Annotated in this window: 25 protein-coding genes; 12 read left to right on the top strand and 13 right to left on the bottom strand. The window is 71.7% G+C overall.

Features of this window, described 5'->3' with window-relative positions:
• Positions 1-59 precede the first annotated feature (59 nt).
• The 6 genes from D0Z67_RS06350 to D0Z67_RS06325 all read right to left on the bottom strand — a co-directional run bounded on the left by D0Z67_RS06350 (position 60) and on the right by D0Z67_RS06325 (position 6,157).
• Positions 60-1,049 carry a zinc-dependent alcohol dehydrogenase family protein gene (locus tag D0Z67_RS06350; protein WP_031182030.1) on the bottom strand — a complete coding sequence of 330 codons (990 nt, stop codon included), beginning with the start codon at positions 1,047-1,049 and terminating at the stop codon, positions 60-62.
• On the bottom strand, positions 1,046-1,900 hold the full coding sequence (locus tag D0Z67_RS06345) for a carbohydrate ABC transporter permease (RefSeq protein WP_031182031.1): 855 nt from the start codon (positions 1,898-1,900) through the stop codon (positions 1,046-1,048). The genes D0Z67_RS06350 and D0Z67_RS06345 overlap by 4 nt, the downstream gene beginning before the upstream one ends.
• The gene (locus tag D0Z67_RS06340; RefSeq protein WP_031182032.1) at positions 1,897-2,832 is read right to left on the bottom strand and encodes a carbohydrate ABC transporter permease; all 936 of its coding nucleotides are present in this window, start codon (positions 2,830-2,832) and stop codon (positions 1,897-1,899) included. The genes D0Z67_RS06345 and D0Z67_RS06340 overlap by 4 nt, the downstream gene beginning before the upstream one ends.
• Positions 2,829-4,199: an ABC transporter substrate-binding protein gene (locus tag D0Z67_RS06335; protein WP_031182033.1), complete on the bottom strand. Its 1,371-nt coding sequence runs from the start codon at positions 4,197-4,199 to the stop codon at positions 2,829-2,831. Before D0Z67_RS06335 ends, D0Z67_RS06340 begins: the two co-directional genes overlap by 4 nt.
• Before the next feature lie 101 nt (positions 4,200-4,300).
• Positions 4,301-5,092 carry a DeoR/GlpR family DNA-binding transcription regulator gene (locus tag D0Z67_RS06330; RefSeq protein WP_031182034.1) on the bottom strand — a complete coding sequence of 264 codons (792 nt, stop codon included), beginning with the start codon at positions 5,090-5,092 and terminating at the stop codon, positions 4,301-4,303.
• A 255-nt stretch (positions 5,093-5,347) separates the two neighbouring features.
• The gene (locus tag D0Z67_RS06325) at positions 5,348-6,157 is read right to left on the bottom strand and encodes an NAD-dependent epimerase/dehydratase family protein (RefSeq protein ID WP_031182035.1); all 810 of its coding nucleotides are present in this window, start codon (positions 6,155-6,157) and stop codon (positions 5,348-5,350) included.
• Between the two features lie 229 nt (positions 6,158-6,386).
• Here D0Z67_RS06325 and D0Z67_RS06320 point away from each other — a divergent pair, with 229 nt between their 5' ends.
• The 3 genes from D0Z67_RS06320 to D0Z67_RS06310 all read left to right on the top strand — a co-directional run bounded on the left by D0Z67_RS06320 (position 6,387) and on the right by D0Z67_RS06310 (position 9,382).
• A complete protein-coding gene (locus tag D0Z67_RS06320) occupies positions 6,387-7,538 on the top strand; it encodes a hypothetical protein (protein ID WP_031182036.1) in 1,152 nt (383 codons plus the stop codon).
• A gap of 81 nt (positions 7,539-7,619) precedes the next feature.
• Positions 7,620-8,207: a TIGR03086 family metal-binding protein gene (locus D0Z67_RS06315; RefSeq protein ID WP_031182037.1), complete on the top strand. Its 588-nt coding sequence runs from the start codon at positions 7,620-7,622 to the stop codon at positions 8,205-8,207.
• A gap of 377 nt (positions 8,208-8,584) precedes the next feature.
• Positions 8,585-9,382 (top strand): HAD family acid phosphatase, encoded by a 798-nt coding sequence (locus tag D0Z67_RS06310; RefSeq protein ID WP_031182038.1) that lies wholly within the window; start codon positions 8,585-8,587, stop codon positions 9,380-9,382.
• A gap of 34 nt (positions 9,383-9,416) precedes the next feature.
• Here D0Z67_RS06310 and D0Z67_RS06305 read toward each other — a convergent pair whose 3' ends face one another.
• The gene (locus D0Z67_RS06305) at positions 9,417-10,874 is read right to left on the bottom strand and encodes a peptidoglycan D,D-transpeptidase FtsI family protein (RefSeq protein ID WP_031182039.1); all 1,458 of its coding nucleotides are present in this window, start codon (positions 10,872-10,874) and stop codon (positions 9,417-9,419) included.
• A gap of 112 nt (positions 10,875-10,986) precedes the next feature.
• Positions 10,987-11,760, bottom strand: a complete 774-nt coding sequence (locus D0Z67_RS06300) for an IclR family transcriptional regulator (RefSeq protein ID WP_031182040.1) — start codon at positions 11,758-11,760, stop codon at positions 10,987-10,989.
• A 174-nt stretch (positions 11,761-11,934) separates the two neighbouring features.
• On the opposite strand from D0Z67_RS06300, the gene D0Z67_RS06295 reads away from it, so the two are divergent.
• From D0Z67_RS06295 to D0Z67_RS06275, 5 genes are all read left to right on the top strand, one after another.
• Complete coding sequence (locus D0Z67_RS06295) at positions 11,935-13,461, top strand: aldehyde dehydrogenase (NADP(+)) (protein ID WP_078873415.1); 1,527 nt, start codon at positions 11,935-11,937, stop codon at positions 13,459-13,461.
• Between the two features lie 26 nt (positions 13,462-13,487).
• The gene (locus D0Z67_RS06290) at positions 13,488-14,096 is read left to right on the top strand and encodes a DUF1349 domain-containing protein (protein ID WP_031182042.1); all 609 of its coding nucleotides are present in this window, start codon (positions 13,488-13,490) and stop codon (positions 14,094-14,096) included.
• Between the two features lie 40 nt (positions 14,097-14,136).
• Complete coding sequence (locus D0Z67_RS06285) at positions 14,137-14,640, top strand: GNAT family N-acetyltransferase (protein ID WP_031182043.1); 504 nt, start codon at positions 14,137-14,139, stop codon at positions 14,638-14,640.
• 78 nt (positions 14,641-14,718) lie between these two features.
• Positions 14,719-15,438 (top strand): DsbA family oxidoreductase, encoded by a 720-nt coding sequence (locus D0Z67_RS06280; RefSeq protein ID WP_031182044.1) that lies wholly within the window; start codon positions 14,719-14,721, stop codon positions 15,436-15,438.
• Positions 15,439-15,514: 76 nt separating this feature from the next.
• Positions 15,515-16,576 carry an aminotransferase class V-fold PLP-dependent enzyme gene (locus D0Z67_RS06275; RefSeq protein WP_031182045.1) on the top strand — a complete coding sequence of 354 codons (1,062 nt, stop codon included), beginning with the start codon at positions 15,515-15,517 and terminating at the stop codon, positions 16,574-16,576.
• Between the two features lie 94 nt (positions 16,577-16,670).
• Here D0Z67_RS06275 and thpD read toward each other — a convergent pair whose 3' ends face one another.
• The 5 genes from thpD to D0Z67_RS06250 all read right to left on the bottom strand — a co-directional run bounded on the left by thpD (position 16,671) and on the right by D0Z67_RS06250 (position 21,289).
• Entirely contained in the window at positions 16,671-17,570 is a 900-nt protein-coding gene (thpD, locus tag D0Z67_RS06270) for an ectoine hydroxylase (RefSeq protein ID WP_031182046.1), read from the bottom strand.
• 5 nt (positions 17,571-17,575) lie between these two features.
• On the bottom strand, positions 17,576-17,980 hold the full coding sequence (locus tag D0Z67_RS06265) for an ectoine synthase (protein WP_030815454.1): 405 nt from the start codon (positions 17,978-17,980) through the stop codon (positions 17,576-17,578).
• Between the two features lie 77 nt (positions 17,981-18,057).
• Positions 18,058-19,329 carry a diaminobutyrate--2-oxoglutarate transaminase gene (gene ectB / locus D0Z67_RS06260; RefSeq protein WP_031182047.1) on the bottom strand — a complete coding sequence of 424 codons (1,272 nt, stop codon included), beginning with the start codon at positions 19,327-19,329 and terminating at the stop codon, positions 18,058-18,060.
• Between the two features lie 23 nt (positions 19,330-19,352).
• Complete coding sequence (ectA, locus tag D0Z67_RS06255; protein ID WP_031182048.1) at positions 19,353-19,871, bottom strand: diaminobutyrate acetyltransferase; 519 nt, start codon at positions 19,869-19,871, stop codon at positions 19,353-19,355.
• Positions 19,872-20,188: 317 nt separating this feature from the next.
• Positions 20,189-21,289: a pyridoxal-phosphate-dependent aminotransferase family protein gene (locus D0Z67_RS06250; RefSeq protein ID WP_031182049.1), complete on the bottom strand. Its 1,101-nt coding sequence runs from the start codon at positions 21,287-21,289 to the stop codon at positions 20,189-20,191.
• Between the two features lie 202 nt (positions 21,290-21,491).
• Between D0Z67_RS06250 and D0Z67_RS06245 the strand changes: the two genes are divergently transcribed.
• From D0Z67_RS06245 to D0Z67_RS06230, 4 genes are read left to right on the top strand one after another with little or no spacing between them, the layout of a single operon-like run.
• On the top strand, positions 21,492-22,331 hold the full coding sequence (locus D0Z67_RS06245; RefSeq protein ID WP_031182050.1) for a basic amino acid ABC transporter substrate-binding protein: 840 nt from the start codon (positions 21,492-21,494) through the stop codon (positions 22,329-22,331).
• A 4-nt stretch (positions 22,332-22,335) separates the two neighbouring features.
• Complete coding sequence (locus D0Z67_RS06240; protein WP_031182051.1) at positions 22,336-23,169, top strand: amino acid ABC transporter permease; 834 nt, start codon at positions 22,336-22,338, stop codon at positions 23,167-23,169.
• Complete coding sequence (locus D0Z67_RS06235; RefSeq protein WP_031182052.1) at positions 23,166-23,948, top strand: amino acid ABC transporter ATP-binding protein; 783 nt, start codon at positions 23,166-23,168, stop codon at positions 23,946-23,948. Before D0Z67_RS06240 ends, D0Z67_RS06235 begins: the two co-directional genes overlap by 4 nt.
• A 46-nt stretch (positions 23,949-23,994) precedes the next feature.
• The gene (locus D0Z67_RS06230; protein WP_031182053.1) at positions 23,995-25,086 is read left to right on the top strand and encodes an amidohydrolase family protein; all 1,092 of its coding nucleotides are present in this window, start codon (positions 23,995-23,997) and stop codon (positions 25,084-25,086) included.
• Positions 25,087-25,112 lie beyond the last annotated feature (26 nt).

Here is a 25,112-nt window from a genome sequence, read left to right as displayed (position 1 = left end):
CCGTTCCCTTACCCGGCGCCGAGACCCCCGTTCGGGTCAGGGCGCCGGGAAAGCACGACTCAGGGAGTCACGACGATCTTGCGGCCGACGCCCGCCGCGAACTGCTCCAGCGCCTGCGGGTAGTTGTCCAGCGCGATCCGGTCGCTGATGAACACGTCCGGGTTCAGCACCCCGCCCGCGAACAGCTCCGCCGCCCGCTCGTAGCTGTGCAGCACCGCCATGGAGCCGGTGATGGTGATCTCCTGGTTGTAGATGCGGTACGGGTCGATCGTCACCCGCGTCGCGTAGTCGGCCACGCCGAACTGGAGATACGTGCCCGCCTTGGCCACCCGGCCCAGGCCGTCCTGGATGGCCGCCGCGTTGCCGGTCGCGTCGATCACGATCTCCCAGCCCTGCGGCCGGTCCAGCTCGTCCGCGTCGGCCGCGGAGCCCGAGACCCCGAGCAGCTTGGCCGTCTCCAGCCGGGCCGGGTTGATGTCGACCATGTCCACGCTCGCCGCGCCCGTGCGCTTGGCCAGCTCCAGCATCATCAGGCCCATGGTGCCGGAGCCGTAGATCAGGACATGGGCGCCGAGGCGGGAGTTGAGGATGTCGTAGCCGCGCACCGCGCAGGACAGCGGCTCGATGAGCGCCGCGTCCTGGGGGCGTACGTGCTCGGGCAGCTTGACGCAGTTGGCCACGGGCGCGACCGCGTACTGGGCGGCACCGCCCGCCGTGGTCACGCCGATCGCGGCCCAGCGCTCGCACATGTTGTTGTGGCCGTCACGGCAGAAGCGGCACTCGTAGCAGTACAGGGACGGGTCCACCGCGACCTGGTCGCCGACCGCGACCTCGGTGACCTGGCTGCCGATCCCGACCACCTGGCCGGCGAACTCGTGCCCCGGCACGATCGGCAGCTTGGGCGCGAACTCGCCCTGAAGGATGTGCAGATCGGTACCGCAGATCCCGCACGCGGCGACCTCCACGACCACGTCGCGCGGGCCCGGGGTCGGGTCGGGGACCTCGGTGACGACGGCGCGGCCCACGGACTCGATGACGGCGGCCTTCATTTCACGGCTCCCAACGACAGGCCCTGGACCAGCTTGTCCTGGGCGGCGAACCCCGCGGCGAGTACCGGCAGGGAGACGACGAGCGACGCGGCGCACACCTTGGCCAGGAACAGCCCCTGGCTGGTGATGAAGCCGGTCAGGAAGACGGGCGCGGTCTCCGCGACCACCCCGGTCAGCACCCGGGCGAACAGCAGCTCGTTCCAGCTGAAGATGAAGCAGATCAGCGAGGTGGCCGCGATACCGGGCAGCGCGATCGGCGCGACCACGCGGGCCAGGATCACCGGCAGCGGCGCCCCGTCCACCCGCGCGGCCTCGATGACGGCGACCGGCACCTCGGCGAGGAAGGACTGCATCATCCACACCGCGATCGGCAGGTTCATCGAGGTGTAGAGGACGACCAGCAGCCAGATGTTGTCCAGCATCCCGGCGTTCTTCGCGAACAGGTACAGCGGCAGCAGCCCCGCCACGGCCGGGAGCATCTTGGTGGAGAGGAAGAAGAACAGGACGTCGGTCCACTTCTTCACCGGCCGGATGGAGAGCGCGTACGCCGCCGGGAGGGCCAGCACCAGCACGAACAGGGTGGAGGCCAGCGAGGCGACCGTGGAGTTGATCAGCGCGGGCCAGGGGCTGGCGCCGCCGGCCGCGCCGAAGAACTCGCGGTAGCCGTCCAGGGTGAGCGGCGCGGCGAAGGACGGCGGGTTGGTGGCCGCGTCCGCCTCGGAGTGGAACGAGGTCAGCACCATCCAGGCGATGGGCAGGAAGAAGACGATGCCGGCCAGCCAGGCCACCAGACCCAGACTGCGCCCGCCTCGGCCGGTACGCCGCGCGGGGGTGGCGGTGGTGGAGCTCATCGGGACACCTCCTCGCGGAACAGGGACGACACCACGCGCAGCGCGAAGGTGGCGATGATGATGGAGCCGATGACGACGAGGACACCCGCCGCCGAGGCGAGGCCGTTCTCATGGGCCTGGTAGAAGCTCTGGTAGACGGTGTACGGCAGGTTCGCGGTGCCGAGGCCGCCGGAGGTGAGGGTGAACACCGCGTCGAAGTTCTGCACGATGTAGATGGAACCCAGCAGGGCGCCCAGTTCCAGGTAGCGGCGCAGGTGCGGGAGGGTGAGGTGGCGGAAGATCTGCCAGTCGCTCGCCCCGTCCACCCGGGCGGCCTCGATCTGCTGCTGGTCCCGGCTCTGCAGGCCGGCCAGCAGGATCAGCATCATGAACGGCGTCCACTGCCACACCAGCGAAGCCTCCACCGCGAGCAGCGGGGTGTTCGAGACCCAGTCCGGCTGTGGGCCGCCCACATAGTGCAGCAACCCATTGAGAAGACCGTACTCCGGGTTGTAGAGCACATGCTTCCAGAGCAGGGCGGCGGCCACCGGGACCACCAGGAACGGGGCGATCAGCAGGGTGCGGACCACACCCCGGCCCTTGAACTTCCGGTCCAGCAGCAGCGCGAGCGCCAGTCCCAGGACCAGGCTGGCGATCACCACGGAGGCGGTGAGCAGCACGGTCACCCACACCGAGTGGCGCAGATCGGCGTCGGTGAGCACCTGCTGGTAGTTGTCGAACCAGGTGAAGCGGCGGGCCTTGGGGTAGAGCGCGTTCCAGTCGAAGAACGAGATCACCAGCGTGGCCACGAAGGGCAGCTGGGTCACGACGATCATGAAGACCAGGGCGGGCAGGAGCGGGGCGCGGGTGGCCCAGGCGCGCAGTCGGGCCGGGGGGCGCCGGAGGGCGGGGGCGGAGGCGGCCGCGGGCGGGGCCGTTGTCGTCGCTGTCATCGTCCCTCGTACTCCTTGGAGATCTGCTCGGCGAGCTGCTGGGACTTGCGCAGGGCCGAGTCGACCGACTGGCGGCCGGCGATGGCCGCGCTGATCTGCTGGGACACCTTGGTGCCGAGGTCGGTGAACTCGGGGATGCCGACGAACTGGATGCCGGGCGCGGGGCGCGGCTGCACGCCGGGGTCGGTGGGCCGGGCGTTCTCGATGGCCTCCTTGGTCATCTCCTGGAAGGAGGCGGCCTCCTTGCGGTACTCCGGGTCGGTGTACGTGGAGGCGCGCTTGCCCGCCGGCGCGTTCGCCCAGCCGCTGGTGTCGCCGACCAGCTGCTCGTACTGCTTGCTGGAGGCCCAGGAGACGAACTTCCACGCCTTGTCGGGGTTGCGGGAGGCGTGCTGGATGCCCCAGGCCCAGGTGTACAGCCAGCCGGAGGACTTGGTCCTCTCCACCGGGGCGGGGGCGTAGCCGAGCTTGCCCTTGACGGGTGAGCCCTTGCCCTCCAGGAGTCCGGCCGCGGAGGTGGCGTCGTACCACATGGCGGTCTTGCCCTGGGTCATGTTGTTCAGGCACTCCGCGAAGCCGGACTGGGCGGCGCCGGACTCGCCGTGCTCGCGGACCAGGTCCACATAGAAGTTGACGGCCTTCTTGAACTCGGGGGAGTCCAGCCGGGCCTTCCAGTCCTTGTCGAACCAGGTGCCGCCGAAGGTGTTCACCACCGTGGTCAGCGGCGCCATGACCTCGCCCCAGCCGGGCAGGCCGCGCAGACAGATGCCCTTCATGCCGGGCCCGGCGCCGTCCGCCTTCGCGGCGAGGCCGGCCACCTGCTGCCAGGTCGGATGCGCGGGCATCTTCAGGCCCTTGGCCGCGAAGACGTCCTTGCGGTACATCAGGAACGACGACTCGCCGTAGAACGGCTGCCCGTACAGCTTGCCGTCGTCGCCGGTCAGCGACTGGCGCATGGGCTTGAGCACATCCTGCTCGTCGTACCCGTGGTCCTTCGCCACATAGCCGTCCATGTTCTGCAGCCAGCCGTTGCGGGCGTAGATCGGGATCTCGTAGTTGGACAGCGTGGCCACGTCGTACTGGCCGGCCTGGTTGGCGAAGTCCTGGCTGATCTTGTCGCGGACGTCGTTCTCGGGCAGCACGGTGAAGTTGACCTTGATGCCCGTCTCCTTGGTGAAGTGGGCGCGGGTCAGCTTCTGCAACTCGGTCATCTGCGGGTTGTTGACCATCAGTACGTTGATGGAATCGCCGCCGGAACCGGTCCCGCCCGCGCCGGCCCAGCAGCCGGAGAGAAGCGGGGCGAGCAGCGTCCCTGCGGCGGCCATGGCGAATGTGGTTCGCGGCCTCCGTCGGCTCGGGGTGCGCATGGATCGCTCCTGGATATATGGGGACAGAAGGGCATGACCGTGCGTACGGATGCCCTCGGGGGGAGTGGGTGGTGCGGAAAGCCGTGTGGTGCCGTGCGGTGTCAGACCCGGATGACCTGTGGCCCCAGGAGGGAGTAGCGGTGGGCCTCGGCCGCCGGGAGCTGGGTGCTCGTGACGATCGCGTCCACCGCGCCGACCTCCGCGAACCGGCAGAAGCTCACGGCGCCGAACTTGGTGTGCACCCCGGCGAAGACCGTGCGCCGGGCGGCCCGGATGGCCTGCGCCTTGACCTCGCTGACGGCGGGGTCGGGCGTGGTCAGGCCGTGTTCGCGGGAGATGCCGTTGGCGCCGAGGTAGGCGAGGTCCACCACGAAGCCGGCCAGCATCTTGGTCGTCCAGTGGTCGACCGTGGCGAGCGTGCCCGCCCGCACCCGGCCGCCCAGCAGCAGGACCGACACGTTCTCGGCCTCCGCCAGGGCGCCCGCGACGGGCAGCGAGGCGGTCACCACGGTCAGCGCCCGGCCGGTCGGCAGGGCCTCGGCGATGAGCTGGGGGGTGAAGCCCTCGTCGACGAAGACCGTCTCCGCGTCCCCCAGCAGCTCGGCCGCGGCGGCCGCGATCCTGCGCTTCTCGGGGACGTGGCTGGTGGCGCGGAAGGCGAGCGTGGTCTCGAAGGCGGCGCTCTCCACCGGGTAGGCGCCGCCGTGCGTGCGGCGGACCAGTCCGTGGTCCTCCAGCGCGCGCAGGTCCCGCCGGATGGTCTCCTTGGCCACGCCCAGCTCGTCGGCGAGCGCGGTGACGTCGACGGAACCGGTGGCCCGCGCCGCGCGCACGATCTCGCGCTGGCGTTCCTCGGCCGTCCTGGTGTTCAAGTCGTCACCCGCTCTCGTCATCGAGATGCCCGCTGGGATGCCCGTTCGGGCCCTGGGGGAAGTTCTACAGCGGACGCGCGGCGCTGACCAGGTCTGTTCGATGCCCGATCCTGCCCGTGTGTGCCCGGTCACCTCCCGCCGCGCCCGCCTCGGACCTGGGCGGCAGCGGGGTCCGGGGTGGGAGCGGGCGCTGCGTGTGCCCGAACATGACCGCGAGCGAGCCCGTTTGGTGCCCGCCCGCGATCGTTTTCGGCCGTGGGGCCGCCGGTGCCGGGGTCAGTGCGGCCAGATCGGCGGGTCGGTGAGGAAGTGGCCGCCGAGGCGGTCGTGGGCCGGGTTCGCGGGGTCCAGCTCGCCCTGCTCGGCGATGAGCCGCGCGGCGTACGGCTCGGAGTCGTCCTCGGGGGTGTAGCCGAGGGCGCGGGCGGAGGTGAGGTCCCACCACAGGCGGGTGTTGGCGGAGGAGCCGTACACCACGGTGTGACCCACGTCCTCGGCGGTCAGGGCCGCGTGGAAGAGGCGGGCCGCGTCGGCGGGGCTCAGCCAGATCGAGAGCATCCGCACGCTGGTCGGCTCCGGGAAGCAGGAGCCGATGCGGACGGAGACGGTCTCGATGCCGTGCCGGTCCCAGTAGAGCTGGGCCAGGTCCTCGCCGAAGCACTTGGAGAGGCCGTAGAAGGTGTCCGGGCGGTGCGGGGTGTCCACCGGGATGCGGGGGGCGCCCGGTGCCGGTACGGGGGTGTCGCCGACCGCGTGGTTGGAGGAGGCGAAGACCACGCGGCGGACGCCTTCGAGGCGGGCGGCCTCGTAAAGGTGGTACGTGCCCTCGATGTTGGCCTTCAGGATCTTCTCGAACGGGGCTTCCAGGGAGATGCCGGCCAGGTGCAGCACCGCGTCCGTACCGCGTACCGCCGCGCGCAGGGCGTCCAGGTCGGCGAGGTCGGCGGTGACGGCGTCCGGGGCGTCGGGGACCGGGCGGGCGTCGAGGAGGCGGAGGTCGTAGCCGTGGGCCGGGAGCAGGGAGCGCATCAGGGTGCCCAGGCCGCCTGCGGCGCCGGTGAGCAGGAGGGGGCGGGGGGCGGGCATGTGGGGTCTCCTCGCGTGGTCCGGCCGGTCGGGGCTCGTTCACATACTTGGTGAAGTTAAAGAGGGGGTCGGGGTGGGTCAAGTGGGTTGCGGGATGCGGTCAATCGGCTGGTGGATACGGGGTGCGCGTGACCTTGACCGGTCCGGCGGGGGCTCGTAGCGTTCACACATGCGGACGCCGGTCAGCCTGCTGCCTGGTGGTGCGGTCGGGCCGCCGGAGGAGGAACACGTGCGGGCGTCGGCGTTCGTCTACCCCTGGGACGTCAACGGAGACCCCGAGGCCCCGGCCCGGATCGCCTCGCTGGGGGTCGCGCAGGTGACGCTGGCGGCCGCCTACCACTCCACGCGTGCGCTGACCCCGCGTCATCCCCGCCACCGGATCGTCACGGCCGAGTACGCGGCGGTGCTGTATCCCCCCGGCGGCTTCTGGGCCGGCCGTGACCTCCGGCCCCACCCGGCCGGTGACTGGGCGCCCGGTGACGCCTTCGGCGAGGCGGCCTCCGCGTTCGCCTCCGCCGGTCTGGAGGTGCACAGTTGGGTCGTCCTCGCGCACAACTCCCGTATGGGCGCCGAGCATCCGGAGACCTCCGTCGTCAACGCCTACGGCGACCGCTACCCGTGGGCCCCCTGCATCGCCCAGCCCCGGGTCCGTGCCTACCTCACCGCGCTCGCCGCCGAGGCCGCCGTCCGCCCCGGCGCCACCGGCACCGAACTGGAGTCCCTCGGCTGGTACGGCCTCGCGCATCTGCACGCCCACGACAAGACGGGCGGGGTGGCGCTGGGGGAGGCGGGGCAGTACCTGATGTCGCTGTGCTTCTGCCCGGCCTGCGCGGAGGGGTACGGCCTGGACCCGGACGAGCTGGCCGCCGGTGTCCGGGCCGCGCTGGAGCCGGTGTGGCGGGGGGCCGGGGACGGTGGCTGGGAGTACGTGGAGCGGGGGCTCGGCGTGGAGACGGCGGCGGCCACGCGGGCGTGGCGCGAGTCGGTGGCCGGCTCGCTCCAGGAGGAGGCCGTCGCGGCGGTGCGCGGGGCCGCTCCCGAGGGGTTCCGGGTCCTGCTGCACGTGGACCCGGTGTCCTATCACTGCGGGGCGAACGCGGGGGTGGACCCGGCGCACATACTCTCTCGGGCGGACGGTGTGGTCGTCCCCTGTGTGGACGGCACACACCGTCTGGCACCCTTCGCAGGGCACGCGGGGGAGGGGGCGGTTCTGGCGGCCAACCTGACGGTGGTCTCCGGCATGGGCGGAAACCCGTCGGCCCTCGCGGCGGACGCGGCACGCGCACGGGACGAGGGGGCGAACGAGCTGCGGCTGTACCACGCGGGCCTGGCCTCGGACGCGGACCTGGCGGCGGTGCGGGAGGGACTCGCGGGGTGGTGAGGAGGCCGGGCGCCGATGAGTTTCCGGCGGCCGGCCGGTCACCCCTCCGTACGCCCGGCGCGCACCCGCGAGGAGACCGACATGACCGACCCGACCCTGGATCTCGGCCCGCAGGCCCGGATCGTCGCACGGCTGGCCGAGGCCGTGCGCGACGAGCAGCTCGCGGCGCCGACGCCGTGTCCCGACACCCCGGTAAGCGACCTGCTCGGACACCTCCTGCACCTGTCCCTCGCCTTCCGGGACGCCGCCCGCAAGGACCTGGGCCCCACGACCGACACCAGCCCTGAAGCCGCCGTCCCCGCTCTGCCCCCGGACTGGCGTGAGGAACTGCCCAAGGCGCTGGACGAACTGGCCGACGCCTGGCGCGACCCCGCCGCCTGGACGGGGGAGACCCGCGCCGGCGGAGTGGACCTCCCCGGTGGGATCGCGGGCGCCGTCGCCGCCGACGAACTGGTCATCCACGGCTGGGACCTGGCCCGCGCCCTCGACCTCCCCTACACCCCCGACCTCCCCGCCCTGGCCTCCGCCTACGGCTTCCTCCTCGCCGCCGCCGAAGACCCCAACCGAGGCGACGGCCTCTTCGGCCCGGTCATCGAAGTCCCCCCGGACTCCCCCCTCCTGACCCGAGCGGTGGGCCTGAGCGGCCGCGACCCGGAGTGGCGCCCGTAGGGTCATAAGCCCGGTCGGCTCGCCGCGAGGAGTGTGCTCCGGCTGCCGCCGAACCGGCCCCGGCACTCAGCCGGATGACGTCCACAGGGCCCGCCCCCGCGCTGCCGCGAGACGCCCCAACCGGCGTCCGCCGGACAAGGCGCGGCGCCAAGCCGGATGACGCCCGCAGGCGCCCTAACGCCCGTGGAGCCCCCGTCGCGGTGGACAACCCGCCTGGCCCGCGAGGGTCTCGCGCCGAGCCGAGCGGCGCCCGCAGGCACCCCCGCGCCTCTCGGCCCGCCCGCAGAGCACCCCCGCCAAGCCCCGCAGGGACTGGCTTGATCTCGATCCTGCAACGTCCGTCGCGCGGCAGCGCTTACGCGCGTAGAACTCCTGTCATGCATAAATCACTTCGGATCGCGGCCGCCACCGCCGCCTGTGCGCTTGCCGGGGGTGCGCTGTACGGCGCCGGGGCGGCCACCGCCGGGCAGTCGACGGCGAACTCCACGCACGAGCCGTACAACATCGGGCTCCTGGTGAAGGACATCGACACCTACTACGGCACCACCGCCGACAGCGCGGGCAAGTACCAGGCGTCGCCGACCAGTCCGTACGCCAAGGACCTGGCGCGGATCGACGCCGACGCCAAGCGGTACATCGACAAGGCGGCCCGCAAGGCCCACCACCGGGGCGAGAAGCCGGCCGTGGTGTTCGACATCGACGACACCCTGCTGCTGAGCCTCGACTACGAGAAGCGCTACAACTACACGTACGACTCCGCCACCTGGAACGACTACGTGAACCGCGCCGACCGCCCCGAGGTCTTCGGCAGCCCGGAGCTGGTGCGGTACGCCACCGCCAAGGGCGTCACGGTGTTCTACAACTCCGGCCTGAGCGAGTCCCAGCGCGCCGGAGCGGTGGAGAACCTGAGGAAGGTCGGCGCCGACGTCAACCTGGACGCCGGCCACATGTTCCTCAAGGACAAGGCCAACCCGCCCGCCTACCTGTCCGGTTGCGCCACGCCGGGCACCTGGACCTGCACCACCGTCCAGTACAAGGGCGGCACCCGCAAGCACATCGAGCAGGACCTCGGGTACGAGATCATCGCCAACTTCGGCGACCAGTACTCCGACCTGGACGGCGGCTACGCCGACCGCACGTACAAGCTGCCCAACCCGACGTACTTCGTCTCCTGACGGACCCGTCGCATCCTGTCGATGGCGGCGGCGCTCAGCTCCGCTTGAGCGCCGCCGCCATCATCGCGCGGGCCACCGGAGCCGCGAGCCCGTTGCCGCTGACCTCCGAGCGGGCCGCGCCGGACTGCTCGACCATCACCGCCACGGCCACCTCCTTGCCCGTGCTGTCCGACTTGCCGTACGCGGTGAACCAGGCGTACGGCGTCGCGCTGTTGTTGGGGCCGTGCTGGGCGGTGCCGGTCTTGCCGCCGACCGTCACCCCGTCGATGAGCGCGTTGCGGCCGGTGCCGTCCCGGACCACCGTCTGCATCGCGGACTGGAGCTGCTCGGCGGTACGGGCGCTGACGATCCGCTGGCGGTCCGCGTCCCCGAAGTCCTGCAACACATCGCCGTCGCCGGTGGTGAGCTGCGACACCATATGGGGCGCCACCAGCTCCCCGCCGTTCGCTATGGCGGAGGACACCATGGCCATCTGGAGCGGGGTGGCGGTGACGTCGTACTGCCCGATGCCGGACAACGCGGTGAGCGCCTTGTCCATGTGGGCCGGATACACACTCTGGTAGGCCCGTACGGGGACGTCCAGCTTGTCGTCGTCGAAGCCGAACTTCTCCGCCATGGCCCGCACCTTGTCCTGGCCCAGATCGACGGCGAGCTTGCCGAAGACGTTGTTGCAGGAGTACTGGAGGGCCACCCGGATCGAGGCGTTCTCGCAGGGCGCCGCGGTGTTCTCGTTCGGCAGCTCGCGGGTGGTGCCCGGCGGGGTGTAGGGCACCGGGCTGTCGGTGGGCCGGTCCACGTCCGGGTACAGCCCGTCCTCCAGCGCGGCCGCCGCCACGACCAGCTTGAAGGTCGAGCCGGGCGGCAGCGGCTGCCGCATCGCCCGGTTGACCAGCGGCTTCGCCTTGTCGGTGGTGAGCTTCTGCCAGGCCGAGCCCGCCGTGTTCGCGGAGGTCAGCGCCGAGGGGTCGTAGGACGGCGTCGAGACCACGGCGAGGATCTTGCCGGTCTTCGGGTCGAGCGCCACCGCGCCGCCCGTGTTGCCGCCCAGCGCCCGGTAGCCGGCCTTCTGCACGGCCGGGTCGATCGTGGTGATCACGTTGCCCGGGTCGGCCCGCCGCCCGGTGACCGTGTCCATGACGGTGCGCAGCCGCGTGTCCGTGCCGTTGAGCAGGTCGGCGTAGACGCCCTCCAGTTGCGTGGGGGCGTACGCCTGCGAGGCGTAGCCGGTGACCGCCGCGTACAGCGAGCCGTCGGTATACGTCCGCTTGTACGCGAGGTCGCTCTTGCTGACCCGGCCCGACCCGGTGACCGCCTTGCCGCCCACGACGATGTCGCCGAGCGGGCGGGAGTAGGTGCCGATCGCGTTCCGGCGGTTCTCCGGGGCGTCCGCGAGGGCCTTGCCGTCGTAGAACTGCACCCAGGTCGACCGGAGCAGCAGGGCGAGTACGAGCAGCAGGGAGAAGACGGCGGCGCGCCTGATCGTCTTGTTCATGGCGCAGGGGAAGACGAGCGGGAGGACCGGTTCCGTTCCCTCCCGGACACGGTTCTCATCACATGTTCAGATTTTCAGTGTCGGACGTGCCGGAATCGTGTGCGGCGACCGCTCACAGCCGCCGCGTCGCCAGCGTCAGCCGGTCCCGCGCGTCCAGCAGCGCGTCCTTGACCATCTGCTCGTGCGCCGGGGTCAGCCGGGCCACCGGGACCGAGCAGCTCACGGCGTCCCGGGCCGGGGTGCGGTACGGCACCGCGACGCCGAAGCAGCGCAGGCCGAGGGTGTTCTCCTCGCGGTCCACGGCATAGCCCTGCTCGCGGATGCGGTGCAGCTCGGCGATCAGCTCCTCCCGGTCGGTCACCGTGTGCTCGGTGAGCGCGGGGAGCTTCTCGGGCAGCAGCGCCCGTACCTGGTCGTCGGTGTGCGTGGCCAGCAGCGCCTTGCCCAGCGAGGTCGAGTGCGCGGGGAGCCGGCGGCCGACGCGGGTGAAGGGGCGCAGGTAGTGCTGGGACTGGCGGGTGGCGAGATAGACCACGTTGGTGCCGTCCAGCCGGGCCAGGTGGATGGTCTCGGTGGTGTCGTCCGCGAGCCGGTCCAGCGCCGGCCGGGCCGCCGCGACCACCTCGTCGCCGTCGATGTAGGAGGTGCCGACCAGCAGCGCCCGTACCCCGATGCCGTACCGGGTGCCGGTCGCGTCCGTCTCCACCCAGCCCAGCTCCACCAGCGTGCGCAGCAGCATGTACAGGCTGGACTTGGGATAGCCGACGGCCTCCTGCACGTCCGCCAGGGAGTGCATGCCGGGCCGCCCCGCGAAGTACTCCAGCAGCTCCACCGTCCGCACCGCGGACTTGACCTGCGCCCCGCCGCCCGCATCGGCTGTCGTCATCGCTCCTGGACCCTTCGCTCGGCCGTCGCCCGGGGGCCGCGGAGCCCTGGAAACAACGGGCCCCCGCCCTATAGTCTCCGAGCAGCTCATTCACCATCAGAGACGGCGTTCAGCATATCGAACGAGCCGATGGCCGAATCCCGGCAGAGCGGCCTTGTCCGGAGGGAAACCGCGGTGACAGCAGCACCAGTCTGGAGTGTCGACCCACGTACGGGGAAGCACCGGGAGCAGGTCGCGGTGGAAGCCACGGCCGACGAGGTGGACGCCACCGTCCGGGAGGCGCACGCCGCGCGCGGCGCCCTCGCGGACCGCGCCGTACGCGCCGCCTTCCTCCGTGAGGCGGCCACCGGCCTGGAGACGGTCAGCGCGCTGCTGATCGAGGTCGCCGACGCCGAGACCGCCCTCGGCCCCGTCCGGCTCACCGGTGAACTCGCCCGCACCGCCTACCAGTTGCGGGCCTTCGCCGATCTGGTCGACGAGGGCGCCTTCCTTGACGTCGTCATCGACCACCCCGACCCCGCCGCCACCCCGCCCGTGCCGGACCTGCGCCGCTGGAAGATCCCGCTCGGCGTGGTGGCCGTCTACGCCGCCTCCAACTTCCCCTTCGCCTTCTCCGTCGCGGGCGGCGACACCGCGAGCGCGCTCGCCGCCGGCTGCCCCGTCGTGGTCAAGGCCCACCCCGACCACCCGGCGCTGTCCGAGCTGGTCGCCAAGGTGCTGCGCCGGGCCGCCACCGCGCACGGGCTGCCCGCGGGCGTCGTCGGCCTGGTGCACGGCTTCACCGCGGGCGTCGACCTGATCGAGCACCCCCTGGTCGCCGCCGCGGGCTTCACCGGATCGGTGCGCGGCGGCCGGGCCCTGTTCGACGCGGCCGCCGCCCGCCCGGTGCCGATCCCCTTCCACGGCGAACTCGGCTCGCTCAACCCGGTCGTGGTCACCGAGGACGCGGCCGCCGAGCGCGCCCAGGACATCGGCGCAGGACTCGCCGCCTCCATGACCCTCGGCGTCGGCCAGTTCTGCGTGAAGCCCGGCCTGGTGCTGGTCCCCGCAGGAGCGCACGGCGACGGCCTGGTCAAGGCGCTCACCGACGCCGTCAGCGACACCGAGCCCGGCGTGCTGCTCGACCACCGGATGCGGGACGCCTTCCTCGCGGGCGTCGGCGAACGCACCGCCCTGCCCGACGTGGACTCGCCCGTCACCCCGGGCGCGGCCGGGGCGCACACGGTCGGCGCGGGCTTCCTCACCGTCCCCGCCGCCCGGCTCACCGAGGACGCCCACGCGCCGCTGCTGGAGGAGTGCTTCGGCCCCGTCACCGTGGTCGCCCGCTACACGGACGAGGACGAGCTGACCGCCGTGCTGGAGCGGCTGCCGGGCAGCCTCACCGCGACCGTGCAGCTCTCCCCGGCCGAGGCGGCGGGGGAGGGGGACGCGGCCGCGCTGCTGGCCCGGCTGACCCCGCTGGCGGGCCGGGTCCTGGTCGACGGCTGGCCTACCGGGGTCGCGGTGGCCCCGGCCCAGCACCACGGGGGCCCCTACCCCGCCACCACCTCCACCTCGACCTCGGTCGGCGGCACCGCCGTCGAACGCTGGCTGCGCCCGGTCGCCTACCAGAACACCCCCGAGCCGCTGCTCCCGCCCGAGCTGCGCGACGACAACCCGCTCGGCCTGCCCCGCCGGTACGACGGAGTCCTCGAACGCTGACGCGCGACGGCTGCGAGAATCGCCCGATGGACATAGAGCTTCCCGAACTCCCCTTCCCCCTGCGGACATACGGCCCCGACGGGCACTGGTCGTACGAGAAGGGCGTGCTCACCGGCTGGGCCGGGCCCCGGCAGGACCGGTTCGTCACGCCGACCGGGGAGGCGCTGGACCCGGCCGCCGACGCGCCCCGGCTCCTCGGCGCGCCCGAGGGCGACTTCCAGCTGATCGCCCGCGTCACGGTCGGCTTCAACGCCGCCTTCGACGCCGGGGTGCTCTACGTCCACGTCGGCGACCGGGCCTGGGCCAAGCTCTGCCTGGAGAACTCCCCGGACGTGCCCACCATCTGCACGGTGGTCACCCGGGGCCACTCCGACGACGCCAACTCCTTCACCGTGCCCGGCAGTTCCGTCTGGCTCCGGGTGAGCCGCACCGGCCGCGCACTGGCCTTCCACGCCTCCCGCGACGGCGAACGCTGGACCTTCGTCCGCCTCTTCACCCTCGGCGACGAGAAGGAGACCGGCGCCGCTCTCATCGGCTTCATGACCCAGTCCCCCCTCGGCGAGGGCTGCGTGGTGACCTACGACCACCTGGAGTTCCGGACCACCTGGCCCGCCGACCTGCGCGACGGCAGCTGAGGGCGGAACCGCGCGCACGGGCCCGTACGTCCTGAGGCTCATGATCAGTGACGAGACAGCAGACGCCCTGGTGATCCGTCCCGCCGAGCCGGGGGAGGCCGAGGTCATCGCCGCGCTGCACGCGCGGGCCCGCGCGACGTACTACCCGGACGGGCTGCCGCCGTCCGACGTGGACTGGACGGACGCCTGGCGCGGGACGATCGAGCGGCCGGACGGGGAGGTGCTGTGCGGGGTGCGGGACGGGGAGATCGTCGCGATCGCCTCCTTCCGGACCCCGGAGGGCGGGGCGGCGGACACGGTGAAGCTGTACCAGTTCCATGTCGCGCCGGACCACTGGCGCGCGGGCCTCGGCAGCGCCCTGCACGCCGCCTGCGTCGAGCGGTGGCTCGCCGGGGGCAGACGGGCCGCCGTGCTCGACGTGCACGTGGACAACCGGCGCGCCCAGGCGTTCTACGCCCGCCAGGGCTGGGTACCCGACCCGGCGAACCCGCCCGCCGAGGACGACCACCACCTGTACCTGCGCTGGACCCCGCCCGGGGAATGAACCAAGCTGCTTGAACGTTCACGTACCGGACGGAGAGAGCCCCCGTCCGGTACGTACGAGCGGAAGAGAGCCCTGAAGATGCGCGTCGAGATCTGGTCCGACATCGCCTGCCCCTGGTGCTACGTCGGCAAGGCACGCTTCGAGAAGGCGCTCGCCGCGTTCCCGCACCGGGACGAGGTCGAGGTCGTGCACCGCTCCTTCGAGCTGGACCCCGGCCGCGCCAAGGGCGACGTCCAGCCGGTGCTCGACATGCTCACCCGGAAGTACGGCATGAGCGCGGCCCAGGCCGAGGCCGGCGAGGACAACCTCGGCGCCCAGGCCGCCGCCGAGGGCCTCGACTACCGCACCCGGGGTCGCGACCACGGCAGCACCTTCGACCTGCACCGCCTGCTGCACTTCGCCAAGGAGCAGGGGCGCCATGAGGCCCTGCTGGACCGCCTCTACCGGGCCAACTTCGCCGACGAGCAGTCGGTGTTCACCGGCGGCGACGACCACCTGGTGGAGCTGGCCGCCGAGGCCGGCCTGGACGCCGACGCCACCCGCGCCGTCCTGGCCGACCCCACCGCCTACGCCGACGAGGTCCGCGCAGACGAGCGCGAGGCCGCCGAGCTCGGGGCCAACGGCGTCCCCTTCTTCGTCCTCGACCGTACCTACGGCGTCTCCGGCGCCCAGCCCGCCGAGGTCTTCACCCAGGCCCTCACCCAGGCGTGGGGCGACCGCTCCCCGCTCAGGGCGGTTACGGGGGACGACGCCGGCACCTGCGGCCCCGACGGCTGCGCGGTGCCCCAGCAGGGCTGACACATAAGGGTTGCTTGGGTACACCCTGTAGAGACGCGTGATGGACGACGGCATCCGGGCGCCGCACAGTGGACCCATGGAGACCACGGAGACGTTCGAGAGCCTCGTCCGCACCGAGTTCGCCCCGGTCGGCACCTTCCTCAACACCGCCAGCAACGGCCTGCTGCCCACCCGCGCGGTCACCGCCCTGTACGACGCGGCCCTGCTGCGGGCACAGGGGCAGCCGCTGACCGCGCTCTGGGAGGACGTGGAGGCGTGCCGGGCCGCCTACGCCCGGCTCGCCGGCGTCCCCGTGGAGCGGGTCGCGCTCGGCGCCTCGGTCGCCGCGCACGGCGGGGTGCTCGCCGCCTCGCTGCCATCCGGCGCCGAAGTCCTCACCGCCGAGGACGACTTCGCCTCCGTGCCCAACCCGTTCCACGTCCGGGGCGACCTCAAGGTGCGCGCGGTCCCCGTGGAGCGCCTCGCCGAGTCCGTCCGCCCCGGCACCGCGCTGGTCGCCGTCAGCGCCGCCCAGTCCGCCGACGGCAGGGTGGCCGACCTGCCCGCGCTGCGCGAGGCCGCCCGCACCCACGGCGCGCGTACCTACGTGGACTTCTCCCAGGCGGCCGGATGGCTGCCGATGGACGCGGGGGAGTGGGACTTCACCGCGTCCGTGGCCTACAAGTGGCTGCTCGGCCCGCACGGCGTCGCCTTCCTCGTCGTCCCCGAGGACTTCGGCGGGCTCGACCCGCTGCTCGCGGGCTGGGTCGCGGGCGAACGGCCCTGGGACAGCTGCTACGGCCCCGTCACCGAACTCGCCCACTCCGCACGGCGGTTCGACCTCAGCCCCGCCCTGTCCTGCTATCCCGCGCTGCGCCGCTCCCTGGAGCTGATCGAGGAGCTGGGCGTGCCCGCGATCCACGCCCACGACACCGCCCTGGCCGACCGCTACCGGGCAGGGCTCGCCGCGCTGGGCCACGAGGCGCTGCCCGCGCCGGGCTCCGCGATCGTCTCGGTGCCGGGGCTCGGCTCCCGCCAGCCGGAGCTGGGTCGCGCCGGCATCGAGGTGTCCGACCGGGCGGGCAATCTGCGGGCGTCCTTCCACCTCTACAACACCGAGGCGGACGTCGACCATCTGCTGGACGCGCTCTCCGGCTGAGCCGTTCCGTCTCCGCACACGGACATGACCGGGCCCGGTGCCTCTCGTCCCACACGAAGAGGCACCGGGCCCGGTGTCCAGGGCCGGGCGAGGGCTACCGCACCGGAGTGAAGTCCCGCGCCCCGATGAACTCCGGCCTGCGCACCGGCGCCGCGAACGGCTCCACGGCCGTGTTCTCCACGCTGTTGAACACGATGAAGACGTTGCTGCGCGGGAACGGCGTGATGTTGTCGCCGGAGCCGTGCATGCAGTTGCAGTCGAACCAGGTGGCCGAGCCCGCCGGGCCGGTGAACAGGCGGATGCCGTGCTCACCGGCCAGGTCGGTCAGCGCCTCGTCGGACGGGGTGCCCGCGTCCTGCATCTGGAGCGACTTCTTGTAGTTGTCCTTGGGGGTGGCGCCGGCACAGCCCAGGTACGTCTTGTGCGACCCCGGCATGATCATGAGGCCGCCGTTGGTGTCGTGGTTCTCGGTCAGCGCGATCGAGACGGACACCGTGCGCATGTTGGGCAGGCCGTCCTCGGCGTGCCAGGTCTCGAAGTCCGAGTGCCAGTAGAAGCCGCTTGCGCCGAAACCGGGCTTGACGTTGATCCGCGACTGGTGGACGTAGACCTCGGAGCCGAGGATCTGCCGGGCCCGGCCGACCACGCGCTCGTCGTGCACCAGGTTGGCGAACAGCTCGCTGAGCCGGTGCACCTCGAAGACCGAGCGGATCTCCCCGGACTGCGGCTCCACGATCGAGCGCTCGTCGGCGCGGACCCCGGGGTCGGCCACCAGCCGGTCCAGCTCACGCCGGTAGACCTGCACCTCGGCGGGGGTGATGATCTGGTCGACGGTGAGGAAGCCGTCGCGCTCGAACCCCTCCAGCTCGGCCGCCTGGATCGGGCCGGGCGTGTCCGGGGTACCCCAGACGACCGGGTCCTTGCGCGGGACGCGGACCTCGGTCGCGCCCCGGCTCGGGTACAGGTCGGCGGGCGTGGTGCTGAGCGTGGTCATCGTTCTCACACCTCCTCGGGTTCGGTGAGCAGCGGGTAGACGCCGTTCTCGTCGTGGTCCTCCCGGCCCGTGACGGGCGGGTTGAACACGCAGATGCAGCGGAAGTCCTCCTTCACCCGCAGCGTGTGGCGCTCGTGCCCGTTGAGCAGGTACATGGTGCCGGGCGTGATGGTGTACACCTGCCCGTCCTCGTGGTCGGTCAGCTCGGCCTCGCCCTCGGTGCAGACGACGGCCTCGATGTGGTTGGCGTACCACATGGACGTCTCGGTCCCGGCGTACAGGACCGTCTCGTGCAGGGAGAAGCCGACCCGCTCCTTGGCGAGCACGATGCGCTTGCTCTCCCAGGTACCCGATTTGGCCTTCACATGCCGGTCGGTGCCCTCGATGTCCTTGAACGAACGGACGATCACGGTGTCTCCTCCTCTTTACTAGCCGGTCAGACGGTCTAGCTGGTCAGGCGGTCTGGCTGGTCAGGCGCTCTTGCTGGTCAGGCGGTCTCGCGGACGGCGCGGGCGAGGATGCTCAGCCCCTCGTCCAGCTCCTCCGGGGTGATGGTCAGCGCGGGCAGCAGCTTGACGACCTCGCCCTGCGGGCCGGACGTCTCGATCAGCAGCCCCAGCTCGAAGGCGCGCTTGGCGACCCGTGCGGCACGGTCGCTGTGGTGGAACTCCAGGCCCCACACCAGCCCGCGCCCGCGGTACTCCTTGACGTCGGCGAGGTTCTCCTCGGTGATGGAGATCAGCTCGCGCTCGACCTGCTCACCGCGGGTACGGGTCTGCTTCTCCATCGCGGCGCCGTCGGCCCAGTACGTCTCCAGCGCGGCCGTGGCCGTGACGAACGCCGGGTTGTTGCCGCGGAAGGTGCCGTTGTGCTCGCCCGGCTCCCAGATGTCCAGCTCTGGCTTGAACAGGCACAGCGACATCGGCAGGCCGTAGCCGGAGATCGACTTGGAGACCGTGACGATGTCCGGGGTGATCCCCGCGTCCTCGAACGAGAAGAACGCGCCGGTACGGCCGCAGCCCATCTGGATGTCGTCGACGATGAGCAGCATGTCCTGCCGCTCGCACAGCTCCTTCAGCGCGCGCAGCCACTCGGGCCGGGCCACGTTGATGCCGCCCTCGCCCTGCACGGTCTCCACGATCACCGCGGCCGGCTTGTTCAGGCCGGAGCCCTGGTCCTCCAGCAGCCGCTCGAACCACAGGAAGTCCGGCACGGTGCCGTCGAAGTAGTTGTCGAAGGGCATCGGGGTGCCGTGCACCAGCGGCACTCCGGCGCCGGCCCGCTTGAAGGCGTTGCCGGTGACCGCGAGCGAGCCCAGCGACATGCCGTGGAAGGCGTTGGTGAAGGACACGATCGCCTCGCGCCCCTTCACCTTCCGGGCCAGCTTCAGCGCGGACTCCACCGCGTTGGTGCCCGTCGGGCCCGGGAACATGACCTTGTACGGCAGGTCACGCGGCCGGAGCACCAGGTCCTGGAAGGTCTGGAGGAAGGTCCGCTTGGCCGTGGTCGACATGTCCAGGCCGTGGGTCACCCCGTCGCGGTCCAGATAGTCGATCAGCGCCCGTTTCAGCACCGGGTTGTTGTGGCCGTAGTTGAGTGAGCCGGCCCCGGCGAAGAAGTCGAGGTAGGCATGGCCGTCCTCGTCGTACATCCTGCTGCCCCGCGCCTGGTCGAACACGACGGGCCAGCCGCGGCAGTAGCTGCGGACCTCGGACTCCACGGTCTCGAAGACGCTCAGGTCGGGCTGGGTGATGGTCACGGTGTTTCGCTCCTCGGGGGACGTCAGTGCGCCGGGACGTGGGTCAGCGGGCCTATGCGGTACAGCACTTCGGGGTCGTGCGGGCCGTCCGGGAACAGCTCCTCCGGGAACAGCACCTCGCGGCTCAGCCCGGCGCCGTGGCGCTCGGCGAACGAGGTGAACAGCCGCTCGGAGGCGGTGTTCCCGGGGGTGATGGTCGTCTCCACATCCGTCACGCCCTGCTCGGCGGCGAGCCGCGCGGTCAGCCCGTCCAGCAGCGCGCCGGCGATGCCCCGGCCGCGCTGGGAGCCGTCCACGGCCACCTGCCAGACGAGCAGCGTGTGCGGGCGGTCCGGGCGGACGTAGCCGGTGACGAACCCGACCGGCTCCCCGTCCGCGCCCCGCGCCACCGCCGAGGTGCCGGCGAAGTCACGGCACCACAGCAGATAGCTGTACGAGGAGTTCAGGTCGAGCGTTTTCGAGTCCCTGGCGAGACGCCAGAGTGCGGCGCCGTCGGTGACCGCGGGTCTGTCGATGAGCAGGTCGGCGGATGCGGAAGTCATGCGGCCTGAATTTAGCGAGGTGAATTGCGAAATGCACGGGGGAGACCTCGACGGGGTCTGGACCTCTCGGTGTTATGCCGTATTTGACCTAGGTCAAACCATGACAAAAGGCTCTCCGTGTGGAGTGTGTCACAGGCCGGAAACCTGTTGGAAACCAATGTTGTTTAGCTCTGCAAAAACCGGGCAGGATAAAAAGGCCGAGCCTCAACAAATGAATTCACGGGGAATTTACGTCATATGGATAAGCGGCTGGAGCGGTGGCCGGAAAAGAAAACGGCCCGCGCGGGGTCGCGCGGGCCGCTCCTTCGTGCCGTGGATCAGCGAGTGAACTCGTCCACCGCCGCCGAGGCCGCCGCCGGGTCCACCGTCAGCCCCTGTCCGGCCAGCGCCGCGCCCAGCGCCGCCAGCGTGCGGCGCACCACCTGCGGTGTGGCGTCGGGCCCGTAGTGGTTCACCCGGATCATCTCCCTGGCCAGCGCCCCGCCACCGGCCGCCAGCGGCAGCCCCGGGTCGCTCTCCAGCGCCCGCGCCACCAGCTCCGAGGCCACCGTGCCGGCCGGTACCCGCAGCGTGGTCGCCACCGGTGCCGCGTCCCGCTCCTCGCGCACATACGGCTCGAGACCCCCGCCGAGCGCGAGCGCACCGGCCCGGGTCGCCCGCGCGAGGTCGCGGTGCCGGGCCATCACGGTGTCCAGGCCGTCCGCCTCGATCCGCTCGACACAGGCGTCCAGCGCCAGCATCTCCAGCTGCGCCGGGGCGTGCGGCAGCGCCTTGCGGCCGCCGTCGATCCAGCGCTCCTTCCAGTCCAGCAGGGAGAGGTAGGAGTGGCGCGGCGCGTCGGGGTTGGCGGCCATCCGCTCCCAGGCCCGCTCGCTCACCGAGATCGCGGACACCCCGGCGGGCCCGCCCATCGCCTTCTGGGCGCCGATCACGCACAGGTCCACACCCCACGCGTCCGGCAGCACCGGCTCGGCGCCGACCGAGGCGACCGCGTCCAGGTAGAAGAGGGCGCCCTGCTCCCGCACCGCCTCGCCGATCTCCGCGACCGGGTTGGTGTTGCCCGTGGCCGCCTCGGCGTGCACCAGGGAGACGAAGTCGATCTCCGGGTGCTCGGCGAACGCCGCCCGGACCTGGTCGGCGGTGACCGCCGAGTCGAAGGGCACCGCGAGGTCGTGCACGGTCGCGCCGGAGTCGCGCAGCCAGTCGCCGAAGGTCTGGCCGTACGGGCCGGTGATCACGTTCAGCGCGACGGTGCCCGGACCGGCGGCCGCGCGGATCGCGCCCTCCAGCGGGAGCAGCGCCTCGCCCTGGGTGATCAGCACGTCCTGCCGGGTGTCCAGCAGCCGGGCCACCCGGTCCTCGATGGCGGCGAACCGCGCGGCGGTCAGCGGGGGCAGGTCGAGGAGGGGATGGGTCACGGCGGGTGCCTTCTTCGCTCACGAGGTCCACGGGGCCGGCCCCGGCAGGCCGACGGTGACGAGGGTAACTGGCGGCCTCCGTGCCGTTTTGACCGGCGACATCTTAGGCTGGGCGGCCGCGAAGCCATCAGTTTGATTTGAGAGACCCAAACCTCTCCTTATAATCAGAACCCACAGTTCCCCCGATCGGGAGATTCCCCCCATGAAGACCCTCCTTCGGCGCCGGCCCCGAGTGCTGGCAGCCATCACCGCGACGGCCGCGATCGCGCTCGTCGCCGGCTGCTCCTCCGGCGGCGGGGGCGGGAAGACCACCGTCAAGGGGGTCCACCTCGCCAACGGCGGCGCGCTGACCGTCTGCACCCACCTGCCCTACCCGCCGTTCCAGTCGGTGGTGGACGGCAAGGTGCAGGGCTTCGACGTCTCCCTGATCGACCTGGTCGCCAAGGACCTGGGCGTGAAGCAGAAGATCGTGGACACGCCGTTCGAGAACTTCAAGACCGGCGCCTTCCTCAACTCCGGCCAGTGCGACCTGGCCGCGGCGGGCATGACGATCACCGACGAGCGCAAGAAGAACGTCGACTTCTCCGACCCGTACTTCGAGGCCACCCAGGCGGTGCTGGTCGACAAGAAGAGCGGCATCAAGTCGCTGGCGGACCTCAAGGGCAAGAAGCTCGGCGCGCAGGCGCAGACCACCGGTGAGGACCTCGCCAAGAGCAAGGGCCTCGACCCGGTCTCCTTCCACTCCTCCGACGCGGTCCTCAACGGCCTGCGCACCGGCCAGGTCCAGGCCGTGGTCATCGACTACCCGGTGGTCCAGGGCTGGCTGAAGGACAAGGCCAACGCCTCCGCCTTCCAGGTGGTGGACAACATCAACACCGGCGAGCAGTACGGCTTCACGGTGAAGAAGGGCAACACCGCCCTGCGCGACGCGATCAACAAGGCGCTCGCCCACGCCAAGTCCGACGGCGAGTACAAGAAGATCTACGAGAAGTGGATCGGCCCGTACGACCCGTCCGCCGCCTCCCCCTCCGCGGGCTCCTGACCCCATGGCCGACACGGACACCCGCATCCAGCCCCGCAAGAAGGGCCTGACCCGCAGGCAGCGGCGCAGGCTCTCGCGCGGCGCGCAGTACGTCGTCTTCGTCGCCGCCGTCCTCGCCTTCGCGTTCTCCGCGGACTGGGGACGGCTGAAGAACCAGTTCGCGCAACTGCCCATCGCCGAGCAGATGTTCCCGGACATCATCACGCTGGCGCTGAAGAACACCGTGCTCTACACGCTGTCCGGCTTCGTGGTCGGCCTCGTGCTGGGCATCCTCGTCGCGCTGATGCGGCTGTCCTCGGTGGGGCCGTACCGCTGGCTCGCCGGGATCTACATCGAGATCTTCCGGGGCCTGCCCGCCCTGCTGATCTTCATCTTCGTCGGCGTCGGCGTGCCGCTGGCCTTCCCGGACGTGCAGTACCCGGGCGGCACCTACGGCAAGGTCGCGGTCGCCCTCGGCCTGGTCTCGGCCGCCTACATGGCCGAGACGATCCGGGCGGGCATCCAGGCGGTGCCCAAGGGGCAGATGGAGGCGGCGCGTTCGCTGGGCTTCTCGCCCGCGCGGGCCATGATCTCGATCGTCATCCCGCAGGCGTTCCGCATCATCCTGCCCCCGCTCACCAACGAACTCGTCCTGCTGTTCAAGGACTCCTCGCTGGTGCTGTTCCTCGGTGTCACGCTGGAGGAGCGCGAGCTGTCCAAGTTCGGCAACGACCTGGCCAGCACCACCGCCAACTCCACCCCCATCCTGGTGGCCGGCCTGTGCTATCTGCTGGTCACCATCCCGCTCGGCTTCGTCGTACGGCGGATGGAGTCCAAGTCCCAGGAGGCGATCCGGTGAGCACCCCCGAGATCCGCGTCGAGGGGCTGCACAAGTCCTTCGGCGACAACCACGTCCTGCGCGGTATCGACCTGGAGATCGGCCAGGGCGAGGTGGTCTGCGTCATCGGGCCGTCCGGCTCCGGCAAGTCCACCCTGCTGCGCTGCGTCAACCTGCTGGAGGAACCCCAGCAGGGCACCATCGTGGTCGGCGGCACCGAGCTGACCGACCCGGACGTGGACATCGACGCCGTACGCCGGCGCATCGGCATGGTGTTCCAGCAGTTCAACCTGTTCCCGCACCTCGACGTCACCGAGAACCTCACGCTGCCCCAGCGCCGGGTGCTCGGGCGGGACAAGGCGGCGGCGGAGAAGGTCGCGGCGGAGAACCTGGCCCGGGTCGGGCTGGCCGACAAGGCGCACGCCTACCCGTCCTCGCTCTCCGGCGGCCAGCAGCAGCGGGTGGCCATCGCCCGCTCGCTCGCCATGGGCCCCGAGGTCATGCTCTTCGACGAGCCGACCTCCGCGCTCGACCCCGAGCTGGTCGGTGACGTGCTCGCGGTGATGCGCGGGCTCGCCGAGGAGGGCATGACGATGATGGTCGTCACCCACGAGATGACCTTCGCCCGCGAGGTCGCCGACCGCGTCGTCTTCATGGACGGCGGGGTCATCGTCGAGCAGGGCACCCCCGAGGAAGTCATCGGGAACCCGAAGAACGAGCGGACCCGGCACTTCCTCTCCCGCGTCCTGGACCCGGCGATGGCCGAGGTCGATGACGTGCCCGGCAAGACGGCGGAGTAGCCGCCGGGGCTTCAGTGCGCGGGGCCCGCTCACTAAGGTGCGGTGCATGAGCGATCACGCGGTGCTGCACGTGAAGGGGCGGGTCCTGGCCGGGCCCGACGACGTCCGCGACGAGCTGTGGGTGGTCGGTGGGCGTGTCACCTACGACCGCCCCGCCGGCGCCGGTGACATCACGACCGTCGAGGGCTGGGCGCTGCCCGGCCTGGTCGACGCCCACTGCCACGTCGGCCTCGGCGCCCACGGCCCGGTCGACGCGGACACCGCCGAGAAGCAGGCGCTCACCGACCGCGAGGCCGGGGCCCTGCTGATCCGCGACGCCGGTTCCCCCTCCGACACCCGCTGGGTGGACGACCGCGACGACCTCCCGAAGATCATCCGTGCCGGCCGGCACATCGCCCGCACCCGCCGCTACATCCGGGGCTACGCCCACGAGATCGAGCCCGCCGACCTGGTGGCCTACGTCGGCCAGGAGGCGCGGCGCGGGGACGGCTGGGTCAAGCTGGTCGGCGACTGGATCGACCGGGACGCCGGCGACCTCGCGCCCTGCTGGCCGCGCGAGGCCGTCGAGGCGGGCATCGCGGAGGCGCACCGGCTGGGCGCGCGGGTCACCGCGCACTGCTTCGCGGAGAGTTCGCTGCGGGACCTGGTGGAGTCGGGCATCGACTGCGTCGAGCACGCCACCGGCCTCACCCCCGAGCTGATCCCGCTGTTCGCCGAGCGCGGGGTCGCCATCGTGCCGACCCTGGTCAACATCGCCACCTTCCCCGACCTGGCGGCGGGCGGCGACGACAAGTACCCCCGCTGGTCGGCACATATGCGCCGCCTCCATGAACGGCGCTATGACACCGTGCGCGACGCCTATGACGCGGGCATCCCGGTGTACGTCGGCACCGACGCGGGCGGCTCGCTGCCGCACGGTCTGGTCGCCGCCGAGGTGGCCGAACTGGTCACCGCGGGCATCCCGCCCGTCGAGGCGCTGGCCGCCACCAGCTGGGCCGCCCGCGCCTGGCTGGGCCGCCCCGGCCTGGAGGAGGGCGCCCCGGCCGACCTGGTGGTCTACGCGTCCGACCCGCGCGCCGACGTACGGGTGCTCGCGGCGCCGAGCCGGGTGGTGCTGAACGGGCGGGTCGTGCAGTAGGCGCGGCGAACGGGCGTGCCCGTCTA

The organism is Streptomyces seoulensis (assembly GCF_004328625.1).
GTDB lineage: Bacteria > Actinomycetota > Actinomycetes > Streptomycetales > Streptomycetaceae > Streptomyces > Streptomyces seoulensis.
The sequence above is the reverse complement of the archived record's forward strand: the minus strand, read 5'-3'. Positions and strand labels throughout refer to the sequence as shown.